Genomic DNA, 13,439 nt, shown 5'->3' with positions numbered 1-13,439 from the left:
GACGATCCGTCGCCGGCTTCCGGGGAGGAACTCAGAAGAAGCCAACCTTGTTCGGGCTGTAGGATACGAGCAGGTTCTTGGTCTGCTGGTAGTGATCGAGCATCATCTTGTGGGTCTCGCGACCGATGCCCGACTGCTTGTAACCACCAAAGGCGGCACCGGCCGGATAGACGTGGTAGCAATTGGTCCACACGCGGCCCGCTTCGATGCCACGACCAGCGCGATAGGCGATATTGGTATCGCGGCTCCAGACGCCAGCGCCAAGACCGTAAACCGTGTCATTGGCGATTTCGAGCGCTTCTTCCACCGTCTTGAAGGTGGTGACCGAAACGACAGGACCGAAGATTTCCTCCTGGAAAACCCGCATCTTGTTGTTGCCTTCGAAGACCGTCGGCTGAATGTAATAACCGTCCTTAAGATCGCCCGTGAGCGTCTTGCGGTCACCGCCAGTCAGAACCTTTGCGCCTTCCTTCTTGCCGATATCCAGATAGCGCATGATCTTGTCGAACTGTTCCTGCGAGGCCTGCGCACCCAGCATGGTCGACGGATTGAGCGGGTCGTCCTGGCTGATGGCCTGAACGCGCTTGATCGCCTTTTCCATAAAGCGGTCGTAGATCGATTCATGCACCAGCGCACGCGACGGGCATGTGCAGACTTCGCCCTGGTTAAGCGCGAAGAAGGCGAAACCTTCAAGCGCCTTGTCAAGGAAGGCGTCGTCTTCATTCATCACATCGGCAAAGAAGATGTTCGGCGACTTTCCGCCCAGTTCCAGCGTGATGTTTGTGACATTGTCGGCCGCATAACGCATGATTTCCTTGCCGACCGGGGTGGAGCCGGTGAAGGCGATCTTGGCGATGCGCTTGCTCTGCGCCAGCGGCTTGCCCGCTTCAACACCAGTGCCGTTGACGATGTTGAGCACGCCAGGCGGCAGCAGGTCTTCGATAAGCTCCATCACCACCAGAATAGAAGCAGGCGTCTGTTCCGCCGGCTTCAGTACCACGCAGTTGCCAGCGGCGAGTGCCGGCGCAAGTTTCCATGCGGCCATCAGGATCGGGAAGTTCCACGGAATAATCTGGCCGACGACGCCGAGAGGCTCATGGAAATGATAAGCGACCGTGTCATTGTCGATTTCGCCGATCGTGCCTTCCTGCGCGCGGATGCAGCCCGCGAAATAGCGGAAATGGTCGATCGTCAGCGGAATATCCGCATTGGTGGTCTCGCGTAGCGGCTTGCCGTTATCCCAGGTTTCGGCCCGTGCGATGAGATCTAGATTGTCCTCGATGCGCTGGGCGATCTTGAGCAGGATGTTGGAACGTTCGGTAACGCTCGTCTTGCCCCACTTCTCCCGCGCCTGGTGGGCGGCATCCAGTGCGAGTTCGATATCGGCCGCATCGGAGCGCGGAACCTCACAAATCTTGTGACCCGTTACCGGCGACAGATTGTCCATGTAGCGGCCGGATTTCGGCTCCACCCATTTGCCGCCGATGAAATTTCCGTATTTCAGCTTGAAGGGCGCTTCGCCAGCTTTGTGCTGAACCTGAATATTCATGATTTCATCCTCCCTGATGAAAACGATCCGCGACGGACCGCATGACAGGAAGGTGGGCCTAGATGATCGTGGCGGGTAGTGGTACGGCGCGGTTCCGCAGCGCACATTGTCTCACATCTGCGACAAACCCGCTCCGATCCCGCTGAATTGAGCGGGTATCGTCTCAGGTAGCCTCAATGCACGTCGAATTTCTTCATCTTGCGATGAAGCGTGGCGCGGCTGATGCCGAGCAGGGACGCGGCCTGCGTGACATTGCCATTGGTGCGCGACAGAACCCGGCGCAAAGCCGAACGTTCCGCCTCCTCAAGATCGGAACCGCCGTCGTGACGCTGTTCCTGCAACACATCGGCGGCGGGCAGCCCCTGCGCAATGCGATGGTCATCGAGCTTCAGCGCAAGGCGCGCCGCGCGCGTCGCCCCAAGCACGAGATCGTCCTGATCGACGGCAAGCAAGGAAAGTGCCGGACTGAAACCCGTAGGCACCACAACGATGCGCGCGCCGGGAAAGGCCCGGCGGAAGAGATTGCCCTCGATACGCTGCGCCGCATCCCGCACCGCCTGCGTGACGAAAGAAAACGTCATTTCGTTGATGTCGTCGCGGCACGTGGAAATATCGAGAGCGCCCGTCACCCGGCCGGTATGGTCGCGGATCGGGGCCGTGGTGCAGCAGAGTTCCGTGTTCGATGTGAAGAAATGCTGATCGCGATAGACCACCACCGAACGCTCGTCGGCAAGTGCCGTTCCAATACCGTTGGTTCCGACGCTCGCTTCGCTCCAGACGGCGCCGGACCAGAGACCAAGCGCCCGGAAATCACGATCGTCGCCGGCAGCACCCCGGCGCTCCAGCGCGACGCCCTGGGCGTCGGTCAAAAGCAGGCAGCAGCCGGATTTGCCGACACTGTGAAAAATGCGGTCGAGTTCATCCGTGCTTTCGGCAATCAGGCCCGCCGCACTTTCGCGTGCGCGGCGGAATTCGACGTCGGTAAGAAAGATCGGCTTGCGGTTTTCCTCCGGCGCAAGACGGTGCGTGACCATGCAACGGCGCCATGAGGCGATAATCGGAGAACTTGCGGCTGCGGAACGTTGGCGCGCTGTTTCATACACGCGGTCCGCATGGGCGATGTCTGTCGGCATTCGCTCCTCCCAAAGCTTTTCGGCAATGGTGCGCTGGAAGCGTTCACGTTTCAACTAAAAACTTTGCGACCTGCATCCGTCAGCGCAACCGCGGGCTGCGCCTGATATCATACCGCCTTGAAATAGCGTTGGCCGGTGGTGGTGACCTCCGGCTCGTCCTCCGTCGAGAGGAACGTGTCGTCGACGAGATTGGCGATGGAGGTCAAGGGACCGGGCCTGCCGAAGAAGAAGCCCTGCACCTGCAGGCAGCCTTCGCGGCGAAGGAACTCGATATGGGCCTTCGTCTCGACACCTTCCGCAAGCACCGGAATATTGAGGCTATGCGCCAGAATGAGCGTGGAGCGAACGATCGCCTCCGACTGCACATTGGTCGACAGGCCATCGATAAAGGCCCGGTCGATCTTGATCTTGTCGAAGGGAAAGCTCTGCAGGGTCGAGAGGGAGGAATAGCCCGTGCCGTAATCGTCCATGGCGATCTTGACGCCGAGCGCCTTGAGTTTGCGGATCGTGATCAGCGCGTGGCGGTGGTCGGCGATGATGCTGCCTTCGGTGATTTCAAGCTCAAGCCTCTCAGGCGCAAGCGCCGTCTCCCTAAGAATCTTCTCGACCTTTTCGGGGAAATCATTGTCCGCAAGCTGCTGCGGGGCGACATTGACGGCGATGGAAAGCGATTTTTTCCAGAGAGCCGCCTGCGCGCAGGCTTCACGCAGAACCCATTCGCCCAATTCGACGATAAAGCCGGTCTGCTCCGCGATCGGAATGAATTCGACGGGCGAGATCATACCGCGTTCCGGATGTTTCCAGCGCAACAGCGCCTCGAAACCGACGATGCTGCCGCTCTTGGTATCATTCTGCTGCTGGTAATAAAGCTCGAACTCGCTGTTGGCGAGACCGCTGCGCATGGCCACGGCAAGCGCGTTGCGTTCGCGTGCAGCTTCATCCATGGACTTGTCGTAAAAGCAGATCGTGTCGGAATTCCCGCCTTTTGCCCGATACATGGCGACATCGGCCTGCGCCATCAGCGTGTCGGCGTCGATGGCGCCGGTATTGCGCACCGATATGCCTACACTCGCGCCGACCGAAAACGTCTGCCCGTTCCATTCGACTGGCCTGCTGATCTGCTCGATCAGCCGCTGGGCGAATTCCGCACCATCGGCACGGGTATAATAGGAATGGGTCATCGCCACGAATTCATCCCCGCCCATACGCGCCAGAAACTCCCCGGCTTTCAGAACGGAACTTGCGCGGTCGGCAATGGCGCGCAGCACGGCATCGCCCGCCGCATGGCCGTGAACGTCGTTGATTTCCTTGAAGCGGTTGAGATCGATGGACAAAAGCGCCGTGTGTGCGCCCATGGAGAGATGGCGCGTGCGGCGGTTGAGATGTTCGATAAATGCCGCGCGGTTCGGAATGCCCGTCAGCGGATCGTGGAGCGAAAGATGACGATAGCGGGCGACCGCCTGCTGGGTGGACTGGGCGTCGATGACATAGGTGGAAAGCCCGAGCGCCAGCAGGAGAAGCGTCACGGCGATGGCGCCCCCACCCATGATGGCGGGCGGCAGCAGACTTTCCGAAATGACGATGCGCGGATCGAACTCGAACAACATCGAGGCCATGCCGGTGTAATGCATGGAGGCGATGGCCAGGATGAGAAACGCAACCGAGCTATATTGGCAAAACCGGTTGACTGGGCGCGCGATGCGATTGACCGCGAGCGCGCCGAATACAGCCCCGAGCACCAGCGAAGCGATGACGTAGGTCTGGTTCCAGAAAATCATGCCCTGGATCTGATAGGCAGCCATGCCGGTATAATGCATGGCAGCAATACCGAGACCGACTGTCGCACCACCCGCTTCCACCAGCGCTGTGCGTCCGCCATAGGCGGAAATGGCAAAGCCGCTTGTCGTTGTGGCAATGGCGATAAGAAGCGAAAGCCCGGTCAGATAGGGATCGTAACCCACCTCCCCGGCAGCGACATAACCCAGCATCGCCACGAAATGGGTGGTCCATATCGCCGACCCACCATTGACACCAGCCAGAAACAGCCAGTTGACCTTTTGCCAACCCCTCGCCTGACGCGCCCTCGAGAAAAGACGCATCGTGACGAAGCTCCCCAGCATGCAGACGAGGACCGCTGCTGTGGTGTATCGGAAGTCATGATCGACGGTAAGGCACTGGAGAACTTTAAGCATTGTCATCTACGCAATTGGAATTCCAGGCAGCCTTATCACTTGCCAAGTTTGCAGCCGGTTTATATGAATGGATAAGCATATATTAAAAGTTGCAATGCACGAGTGAATTAGACAAGTCTAATAAAATCACAGCTTAGCATCCGTGGAAAACGGCCGCTCTTGTCTTTGTCTTCCGTTTGTATTATAGCGCCCGCACCCGTGTAGACACCCTTGGAGGCAACGCGGGCGAGATGGCTTTTAGCCTCTCCAGTTCAGCGCCCGCGGGCATGAACTCTCCATATAACCTCGAAAGGAATTGCCATGAGCAAAGAATCGTATGAGCTCAAGGCCGAGGCGCGCGAACGAGTTGGTAAGGGGTCCTCTCGTGAACTTCGCCGCAACGGTTTGATTCCCGCTGTCATCTATGGTGACAAGCAGGCCCCCATTTCCATCGCTCTGTCGACCAACGAAGTAACCAAGCGTATCCACGCTGGCGGCTTCATGACGACTGTGGCGGTAATCGACGTCGACGGCAAGAAGATCAAGGTCCTGCCGAAGGACTACCAGCTTGATCCGGTCCGCGACTTCACCATGCACGTCGACTTCCTGCGCGTTTCGGGCAACACGCTCGTCAACGTTGAAGTTCCGGTTCACTTCGAAAACGAAGAAAAGTCGGAAATCAAGATCGGCGGCGTTCTGAACATCGTTCGCCACACGGTGGAATTCCACTGCCCGGCCAACGACATTCCGGAATTCATCACGGTTGATCTCTCCGGTCTGAAGATCGGCGACAGCGTTCACATTTCGAATGTGAAGCTGCCGAAGAACATCTCGCCTGTAATCGCCGACCGTGACTTCACGATCGCAACGATCGTTGCTCCGGCTGGCGGCGTTGCTGAAGAAGAAGAAGAAGCCGGCGAAGCTTCTGAATAATAATCTGCGGCCATAAGGCCAGACAGATTTGAGCTAAAAGGCCCGTTCCGTTTTTCGGAACGGGCCTTTTAGTTTTTATGAACTTTAAAAGCAAAAACCTCTCGCCGCGTGCAGGATGCCGGTCCCGTTTCAGCGTGAATTAACAATTCCATGAAACGATGCCCATTGCGTTATCGTGAAAACACCGGACGGGTTGAAGAAATACAGTGAGGATACAAGGCCGTTGCCGAAAACCTCAAGGATGTCTCTCCGGACGGGGCGGAAACGGGGCGCAGTTATCTGGGGTAGAGGGTACTGCAATAGAACATGGCTCATTCCGTCGAAAGTCGCTTTATCGCGATTGTTTCCGGTGCACTTCTCACAGTGGTCGCCCCGCTTTTCACCCTTTTGCTGACCCTCTCCTATCACGAGGCTATCCGTAGCCAGCGCAATCACCTTGAGATTCTGCTGTCAACCAATGCGCAGGCGCTTGCCCGCCCGCTATGGGATCTCGACGACGACACCATAAATCAGATTACCGGCACCCTCGTTTCCGACCCCGTGATCCGCATGGTCGAGGTCAAGGATACCTCTGGCCAGCTGGACATCATCCAGACGGCCGGCAGCGACATCATTCAGGATGCAGCCTCCACGACCCGCGAAGTGACCTACAAAACCACAAACGGTGTCGTCACCGTCGGGCAACTGACAGTCTATTACGACGATATCGGTCTTCTGACCTCTCTCAGCCGCACCGAACTGGCGTTCATCACAATTTTCATTCTCGCCATTCTCACCACCGTTCTTGCGGCCATCGCCGGCAACCGCTTCATGGTCATCCGCCCGCTGATGCGGCTGGCGGCAGCGATAGAAGCGACACGCCGCGTCGGTTCCCGCCACCATGTCGACTGGCGCTCGAAGGACGAGATCGGCAGGCTGGCAAAAAGCTTCAACGAAATGCAGACCCAGCTTGAAAAGGAAGAGCTGGAAATCAAGCATGCCCATGAGCGGAAGACGGAAATCTACAATCGCACACCCGCCATGCTGTTCTCGCTTGACAGATACGACAGGATTGCCGCGGTCAGCGACTATTGGGTGCAGGCGACCGGTTATGATCGGGCCAGAATACTCGGCCTGAATTTCGCCGACCTCATCCACCCGGATGACCGGTCCCTTTTCCTGCAGCGCAAGGCGGCGCAACATTCGCCCGACGCCGCACATGCGGGTATAACGGTGCGTTTTCATTGCATGGATGGCAGCGTTATGGACGCCCTCATCCTTGAAAAAGCCCTTGATTCCGGCAACGCACATCAGGGCACATATCTCTGCGTCATGACTGATGTGACGGAGTTGCGCCAGTCGGAAAAGCGCAACCGCCAGCAGGCCATTTCCGACCATTTGACCGGCCTCTTCAATCGCCAGGGTTTCGAGGCCATTCTCGACGTGCAGATCCGTGACGCAGACAGGAACGGCAGCGAACTGGCATGCCTTTTCATAGACCTCGACCGGTTCAAGGCCATCAACGACAATCTCGGCCATGCGGCAGGCGATGCGGTTCTGCGGGAATTCACGCTGAAAATCGAACCACTGCTGACACCGCTGGACAGCGCATCGCGTCTGGGCGGCGACGAATTCGCCATTCTGCTTGCCGGCGACAAGGTGGAGGAGCGCGCCCAGCTGTTCTGCGAGCGGATTTGCACCATGCTGGACACGCCCTTCGAGATCGAAGGCAACAGCATCCGTCTCAGCGCCAGCATCGGCATGGCGATCTACCCGCTGCATGCCGCAAGCGCATCCGAACTTTTGCAGAATGCCGACATGGCCATGTATACCCGCAAGAGAACGGGCAAGAATGGCTCGCAGATCTTCGACAGCTCGATCATGGACCGGGCGCGCGAACATGCGGAACTGGAACGGGATATCGCGCAGGCGCTTTCGGACAATTGGTTCGAGGCTTATTTCCAGCCGATTCAAGATCTTGCAACGGGCCAGACGGCGGGTTTCGAGGCACTGTTGCGTCTCAACCATCCGGACAAGGGATTGCTTTCTCCCGCCACGATCATCAGCCTTGCGGAAGAAAACGGCACCATCCATCGCATCGGCAATGTCATCCTCGACCAGTCAATCGCCAATCTGGCCAGACTGTCGCACCTGCCCGGCATGGAGCAATCCTATGTGGCGGTGAATTTTTCGCCGCTGCAGTTCGAACCGGGATTGCCGACCCGTATCGCCGGCGTCCTTCACCGCTACGGCATTCTCCCCAAACGGCTGATTATCGAGATAACCGAGGCGGTCATCATGAAGGACGATCCGCAAATCCGGGCGATCCTCAATGCCATTCACCAGCTGGGCTGCCGCATCGCGCTGGACGATTTCGGCACCGGTTATTCGTCGCTAAGCTATCTCAGCCGCTTTCCGGTCGACATCGTCAAGATCGATCAGTCCTTCACGCGCTCGATCTGCGACGACACGGTGGAGATAAGGCAGCGCAGCCGCATGCTGGTCGAGGGTATCGCCGCAATCTCACACAAGATGAATTGCTCCGTCATCGCCGAAGGCGTCGAGACGGAAGAGCAGAAGGAGCTTCTGACAGTGATAGGTGCGGATTACGGACAGGGCTATTATTTTGCGCGACCGCAGCCCATTGAACGGCTGATCGCCGCATTGAATGCGGATAACGGCGCAGACCGCGCCGCGGCGCGACAGGCGTAAACGGGTGGGAGCAGCCATGGGATTGATCCGCTTTTGTCTGATCTTTCTTGCTCTTGCCGGCCCGGCCAGCGCAGCCAAGCTTTTCCTGACCACCGAGGTTTACCCACCTTATAATCTGCAAAACGACGACGGCAGCGTGGCGGGCGTTTATATCGACCAGCTCAGGATCGTACTTGAGGATACCGGCACCGATTACGAGGTTGCCGTCATGCCCTGGGCGCGGGCGATCGCATTGGCCACAACGAAGGCCATGCATTGCGTCTTTGCCACGGCGAGAACGTCCGAACGGGAAAAATTATTCAAATGGGTCTCGCCGATCCATAGCGACCGCAACATCCTCGTGGCGCGCCAGAATGCGGATATCAACGTCTCCAGTCTGGAAGACGCGAGAAAATACCGGGTCGGCACCCAGCGTGGCGACTACACCGAGGTCCTTCTTGGCAACCTCGGTTTCGAGCACGTGGATGTCGGTGCTGATTTCCAGATCACGCTTCACAAGCTGAACGCAGGCCGCATCGACCTGATGCCCATGTCGGAAAGCACTTTCAAAAGCCAACCCCCAGGCAAGTTCAGGGAAGTGATAACGCTGGCGCGGCAACAGCTGGGTCTTGCCTGCAACAAAAGCGTTCCAGACGAGGTCATTGCAAAATTGCAGGCGCGCCTGGACAGACTGATCGCCGATGGAACGCAACAGAGCATATTCGACCGCTACAAACTCGTCAGCCCTTGAGCGCCCGCTCGCCACATCCAAAAAATCCATAAAAAGATTGACAGCCGGAACATTTCGGGGTGGTGACAACAGCATCGTCAGGCAAAAAAGCGGACATGCCCCATGAAGATCATCGCAGGCCTTGGTAACCCCGGCGCCCAATATGCGGGAAACCGTCACAACATCGGCTTCATGGCCGTGGATGCGCTGCAGCGCCTGCCTTCCTTCTCGCCCTGGGCGCGGAAATTCAAGGCGGAGATTTCCGAAGGCGAAATAGGCGGTGAGAAAGTTCTGCTGATGAAGCCCCTCACCTACATGAACCTGTCGGGTGAATCCGTCGGCGAGGCCATGCGTTTCTTCAAGCTTGCACCGGCAGACACTATCGTCATCCATGATGAACTCGATTTGCTTGCAGGCCGCGCGCGCATCAAGACCGGCGGCGGCCATGGCGGCCATAATGGCCTGAAATCGATCGACGCCCATTGCGGCAAGGAATACCGCCGCCTGCGTCTCGGCATCGGCCATCCCGGCGACAAGGAGCGGGTGCATGGCCACGTTCTCGGTGATTTCGCCAAGACCGACCGCGTCTGGCTCGATCCGCTGCTGGACGCCATTGCCGACAATGCCGCCATGCTGGTGAAATCGGAGGATTCGCAGCTGATGAACAAGCTGGCGCTTGCCACCGGCAGCAAGCCGGAAACGGAAAAACCGGCCAAGGCGGCCAAGCCCGCCGCGCAATCCCACATCCATCAGGCGCGCAACAACGCCCAACCGAAAAAACTGCCGGAAACCGGGCCGATGGCAGAGATGCTGAAGCGGATGTTCGGCAAGAAGGATTGAGCGCAGATGTCTTCAGAGACCATGAGCCTTCGCGAAGCTGGCCCGGGCGATCTGCCGAAACTGCTCGAACTTTACCAGGCGCTGAACCCTTCCGACCCGCAACTGACGGCGCAAGAGGCAAGCACGGTTTTCGCCGCCATGCTCGGCCAACCCGGCCTCACCGTGTTCTTTGCCATGGAAGACCAGGAACCCGTTGCAACCGCCACGCTTCTCGTCATCCCGAACCTGACGCGCGCTGCCCGTCCCTATGCCTTCATCGAAAATGTGGTGACGCTGGAAAGCCGTCGCGGCCGGGGATATGGCCGCGCAGTCGTGCGCCACGCCATCGAGACCGCCTTTGCCGCAAATTGCTACAAGGTGATGCTGCTGACCGGCCGGCAGCGTCCTGAGGTGCACGCCTTCTACGAAAGCTGTGGTTTCATTCAGAACAAGACGGGTTTTCAGATCCGGCGGGATTGAGCATAAAGCCGTCACTCCTCCGGCTCGGTGGTGAACATCAGCGGAAACCCGGCCTCCTTGCCAAGATCGTTCGCCTCCTTGGCCTTGGTCTCGGCAATGTCGCGCTCGCAGACAACGACGACCGCGCTCCCGAAGCGATGCGCCGTCATCATCACCCGGTGGCCGGTGTCCTCGCCCATGTGGAAGACGACCTTCAACACCAGGGTGACGAAGTCGCGCGGCGTATAGTCGTCATTCAGCAGAATGACCTTGTAGAGCTTAGGCCGCTCCAGCTTCGGTTTGACTTTCGGTTTCGGTTTGAGATCAACAGGACTGTCACTCATCATTGTCGCCCGTGATTGTCACTCAATTGTAGCCCATGGGGAAAATCCCCGTTGATGACGAAAGATCGGTTGCTCGACCGGCGCATATTGCGCCGCAACCGCAGCATCGACAACCCCGGCCCCGTACTCGCGCAAAATTCCGCGCCATTCGCGGGGCTTTGCCCGCCCAAATCGGCCCCCGGGCTTGACCTTGCCCTGCCCTTTCCGCAAAAGGCTCCTCAACGAATTCTTTCAAACGGACAGGTTTCAAGCCATGGGCTTCAAATGCGGTATCGTCGGGCTGCCGAATGTCGGCAAGTCCACCCTCTTCAACGCGCTGACGAAAACGGCGGCCGCGCAGGCCGCCAACTATCCCTTCTGCACCATCGAGCCCAACACCGGCGAAGTTGCCGTGCCGGACCCCCGCATGCAGCAGCTCGCGGCCATTGCCGGATCGAAGGAAATCATTCCGACCCGCATTTCCTTCGTGGACATTGCCGGCCTGGTGCGCGGCGCATCGAAGGGTGAAGGTCTCGGCAACAAGTTCCTCGCCAATATCCGCGAAGTCGATGCCGTCGTGCATGTGCTGCGCTGCTTCGAGGACGACGACATCACCCATGTGGAAGGCCGCATCAATCCGGTTGGCGATGCCGACACGATCGAGACGGAACTGATGCTCGCCGACCTCGAAAGCCTGGAACGCCGTGTCGAGCAGACGCGCAAGCGCGCCACCAGCAAGGACAAGGAATCATTGGCCCAACTGCCGGTGATGGAAGCCGTAATTGCTCTGCTAAACGACGGAAAACCGGCACGTCTGCTTTTGAAGACACTGGCGGACGAGGAAATCGAAATCCTCAAGGGCCTCAATCTCCTGACGTCGCACCCGGTGCTTTATGTCTGCAACGTCTCGGAAGCCGAGGCATCCACCGGCAACGAGCACACCGCGGCTGTCGCGGAGATGGCAAAGCAACAGGGCGCCGAATGCGTGATCATCTCGGCGGCGATCGAGGCCGAAGTCGCGCAGCTTCCGGCCGATGAAGCCGAAGAATTCCTCTCGGCCCTCGGGCTCACCGAAGCCGGTCTCGACCGGTTGATCCGCGCCGGCTATCACCTGCTCGACCTCATCACCTATTTCACCGTCGGCCCGAAGGAAACGCGCGCCTGGACGATCGTGCGCGGCACCAAAGCGCCCGCTGCCGCCGGCGTCATCCATACCGATTTCGAACGTGGCTTCATCCGCGCCTTTACCATCGCCTATGACGACTACATCGCCTACAAGGGCGAAGTTGGTGCCAAGGAAGCCGGCAAGGGACGCGACGAAGGCAAGGAATATGTCGTCCAGGACGGCGACGTCATCCACTTCCGCTTTAATACCTGATCTGGTCTTGAGCGCGGCGGCGGTCACATCGCGTCTTTTGACGCGCTGACCGAAGTGACACAGACCTGTGGCTTGTTTCTTCTCCCGGCGGGGGAAGATAGCCCGGAGGATCGGATGAGGAGGCAAGGCTGGCGAATCTCACGACCCTTGCCCCTCATTCCGCTATCGCGACCTTCTCCTCCACTGGGAGAAGGCAGCATGCCGCACTCGCTCTCTCAACAGCATCTCCCTATGCCGCAAACGCACTCTCGATTTGACCTTTACGTAAAGGGAAAAATCATTTTAGATGCCGGTGACATCGACTAGGCAAGGGAGGAAGCCATGGCGCCGGTCGCGACATATGCCTATGAGGATTTTTCCGTTGGACGGGAATTTCCCCTGGGACCGCAATCGATTTCTGCAGCACAAATCATCGAATTCGCCAGCGAGTTCGACCCCCAGCCCATGCATCTATCCGAAGAGGCTGGCCGCCAGAGCATTCTCGGCGGGCTGGCGGCATCCGGCTGGCACACCTGCGCCCTGCTGATGCGAATGATGGCGGAGAGCTATATCAGCGATTCGACATCGCAAGGCAGCCCCGGCATCGATTATGTCGACTGGAAAAAGCCGGTTCTGGCTGGCGATACGCTTTCGGGAAAATCCATTGTTCTGGAACAGCGCACCTCCAGCTCACGCCCCGGCATCGGCCTCGTGAAGTTTCGCCATGAGCTTTATAACCAGCGCGGCGTTCTGGTATCGCACGGCGAAAACACCGTGATGTTTCTGATGCGTGCGGACGGAGGCCTTGCGGCATGAGACTGGCAGAACTTTCCCCGATCGGCGAACGGGTCACCCTCGACACATTGCATTTTTCCGCCGAAGACATTGTCCGTTTCGCCCGCGATTTCGATCCGCAGCCCTTTCATCTCGATGCCGAAGCGGCGAAAAACAGCGTCTTCGGCGCGCTCTGCGCTTCCGGTTGGCACACCGGCGCTGGCTGGATGAAATGTTTCCTTTCCCATTGGGGCAAGGAAGTGAAGAGGCTGAAACAACTTGGCCTTGAACCGCCGAAACTTGGCCCCTCCCCCGGCTTTCGTGAACTCAAATGGAAAAAGCCGGTTTTCGCCGGAGACGACGTGACCTATTTCGTCACATTGCTCGATGCCCGACCGCTGGAATCAAGAGCCGGGGTTTGGCTGAACACCACCTTCAACGAGGGCGTGAACCAGTCCGGAGAAACCGTGATGACCTTCCAGAGCGGGGTTCTGGAGTTCGAATAGCGGCTGGCCTAGATA

Annotated in this window: 12 protein-coding genes; 8 read left to right on the top strand and 4 right to left on the bottom strand. The window is 58.4% G+C overall.

Annotation, left to right across the window (positions count from 1 at the left end; genetic code table 11):
• Window positions 1–31 precede the first annotated feature (31 nt).
• From adh to ACQZ45_RS10510, 3 genes are all read right to left on the bottom strand, one after another.
• The gene (gene adh, locus ACQZ45_RS10520; RefSeq protein ID WP_003513477.1) at window positions 32–1,549 is read right to left on the bottom strand and encodes an aldehyde dehydrogenase; all 1,518 of its coding nucleotides are present in this window, start codon (window positions 1,547–1,549) and stop codon (window positions 32–34) included.
• Between the two features lie 173 nt (window positions 1,550–1,722).
• Window positions 1,723–2,682 carry a helix-turn-helix domain-containing protein gene (locus ACQZ45_RS10515; protein ID WP_013636592.1) on the bottom strand — a complete coding sequence of 320 codons (960 nt, stop codon included), beginning with the start codon at window positions 2,680–2,682 and terminating at the stop codon, window positions 1,723–1,725.
• Between the two features lie 107 nt (window positions 2,683–2,789).
• Window positions 2,790–4,874, bottom strand: coding sequence for a putative bifunctional diguanylate cyclase/phosphodiesterase (locus tag ACQZ45_RS10510; protein WP_111790755.1), 2,085 nt, complete (start codon window positions 4,872–4,874; stop codon window positions 2,790–2,792).
• A gap of 300 nt (window positions 4,875–5,174) precedes the next feature.
• Between ACQZ45_RS10510 and ACQZ45_RS10505 the strand changes: the two genes are divergently transcribed.
• From ACQZ45_RS10505 to ACQZ45_RS10485, 5 genes are all read left to right on the top strand, one after another.
• Window positions 5,175–5,786 (top strand): 50S ribosomal protein L25/general stress protein Ctc, encoded by a 612-nt coding sequence (locus tag ACQZ45_RS10505; RefSeq protein ID WP_013636594.1) that lies wholly within the window; start codon window positions 5,175–5,177, stop codon window positions 5,784–5,786.
• A gap of 306 nt (window positions 5,787–6,092) precedes the next feature.
• Window positions 6,093–8,477 carry a bifunctional diguanylate cyclase/phosphodiesterase gene (locus tag ACQZ45_RS10500; RefSeq protein ID WP_003513486.1) on the top strand — a complete coding sequence of 795 codons (2,385 nt, stop codon included), beginning with the start codon at window positions 6,093–6,095 and terminating at the stop codon, window positions 8,475–8,477.
• A 16-nt stretch (window positions 8,478–8,493) separates the two neighbouring features.
• A complete protein-coding gene (locus tag ACQZ45_RS10495) occupies window positions 8,494–9,207 on the top strand; it encodes a substrate-binding periplasmic protein (RefSeq protein ID WP_025594147.1) in 714 nt (237 codons plus the stop codon).
• A gap of 102 nt (window positions 9,208–9,309) precedes the next feature.
• A complete protein-coding gene (pth, locus tag ACQZ45_RS10490) occupies window positions 9,310–10,026 on the top strand; it encodes an aminoacyl-tRNA hydrolase (RefSeq protein WP_113291202.1) in 717 nt (238 codons plus the stop codon).
• Window positions 10,027–10,032: 6 nt separating this feature from the next.
• Window positions 10,033–10,485 (top strand): GNAT family N-acetyltransferase, encoded by a 453-nt coding sequence (locus ACQZ45_RS10485; RefSeq protein WP_113291203.1) that lies wholly within the window; start codon window positions 10,033–10,035, stop codon window positions 10,483–10,485.
• 11 nt (window positions 10,486–10,496) lie between these two features.
• Here the strand turns inward: ACQZ45_RS10485 and clpS are convergent, their stop codons facing one another.
• Window positions 10,497–10,808, bottom strand: a complete 312-nt coding sequence (gene clpS, locus ACQZ45_RS10480; RefSeq protein WP_003513495.1) for an ATP-dependent Clp protease adapter ClpS — start codon at window positions 10,806–10,808, stop codon at window positions 10,497–10,499.
• Between the two features lie 253 nt (window positions 10,809–11,061).
• Between clpS and ychF the strand changes: the two genes are divergently transcribed.
• From ychF to ACQZ45_RS10465, 3 genes are all read left to right on the top strand, one after another.
• On the top strand, window positions 11,062–12,165 hold the full coding sequence (gene ychF / locus ACQZ45_RS10475; protein WP_113291204.1) for a redox-regulated ATPase YchF: 1,104 nt from the start codon (window positions 11,062–11,064) through the stop codon (window positions 12,163–12,165).
• Between the two features lie 321 nt (window positions 12,166–12,486).
• Window positions 12,487–12,960: a MaoC family dehydratase gene (locus tag ACQZ45_RS10470; protein ID WP_003513500.1), complete on the top strand. Its 474-nt coding sequence runs from the start codon at window positions 12,487–12,489 to the stop codon at window positions 12,958–12,960.
• The gene (locus ACQZ45_RS10465; RefSeq protein ID WP_003513502.1) at window positions 12,957–13,424 is read left to right on the top strand and encodes a MaoC family dehydratase; all 468 of its coding nucleotides are present in this window, start codon (window positions 12,957–12,959) and stop codon (window positions 13,422–13,424) included. Before ACQZ45_RS10470 ends, ACQZ45_RS10465 begins: the two co-directional genes overlap by 4 nt.
• Window positions 13,425–13,439: the final 15 nt, after the last annotated feature.

Source organism: Agrobacterium sp. 16-2014-1-2a, assembly GCF_053522705.1.
The sequence above is the reverse complement of the archived record's forward strand: the minus strand, read 5'-3'. Positions and strand labels throughout refer to the sequence as shown.

Excerpts from the sequence above, each read along its gene's own strand:
- adh (WP_003513477.1), bottom strand. The coding sequence starts at position 1,549 with ATGAATATTCAGGTTCAGCACAAAGCTGGCGAAGCGCCCTTCAAGCTG.
- ACQZ45_RS10515 (WP_013636592.1), bottom strand. The coding sequence starts at position 2,682 with ATGCCGACAGACATCGCCCATGCGGACCGCGTGTATGAAACAGCGCGC.
- ACQZ45_RS10510 (WP_111790755.1), bottom strand. The coding sequence starts at position 4,874 with ATGCTTAAAGTTCTCCAGTGCCTTACCGTCGATCATGACTTCCGATAC.
- ACQZ45_RS10505 (WP_013636594.1), top strand. The coding sequence starts at position 5,175 with ATGAGCAAAGAATCGTATGAGCTCAAGGCCGAGGCGCGCGAACGAGTT.
- ACQZ45_RS10500 (WP_003513486.1), top strand. The coding sequence starts at position 6,093 with ATGGCTCATTCCGTCGAAAGTCGCTTTATCGCGATTGTTTCCGGTGCA.
- ACQZ45_RS10495 (WP_025594147.1), top strand. The coding sequence starts at position 8,494 with ATGGGATTGATCCGCTTTTGTCTGATCTTTCTTGCTCTTGCCGGCCCG.
- pth (WP_113291202.1), top strand. The coding sequence starts at position 9,310 with ATGAAGATCATCGCAGGCCTTGGTAACCCCGGCGCCCAATATGCGGGA.
- ACQZ45_RS10485 (WP_113291203.1), top strand. The coding sequence starts at position 10,033 with ATGTCTTCAGAGACCATGAGCCTTCGCGAAGCTGGCCCGGGCGATCTG.
- clpS (WP_003513495.1), bottom strand. The coding sequence starts at position 10,808 with ATGAGTGACAGTCCTGTTGATCTCAAACCGAAACCGAAAGTCAAACCG.
- ychF (WP_113291204.1), top strand. The coding sequence starts at position 11,062 with ATGGGCTTCAAATGCGGTATCGTCGGGCTGCCGAATGTCGGCAAGTCC.
- ACQZ45_RS10470 (WP_003513500.1), top strand. The coding sequence starts at position 12,487 with ATGGCGCCGGTCGCGACATATGCCTATGAGGATTTTTCCGTTGGACGG.
- ACQZ45_RS10465 (WP_003513502.1), top strand. The coding sequence starts at position 12,957 with ATGAGACTGGCAGAACTTTCCCCGATCGGCGAACGGGTCACCCTCGAC.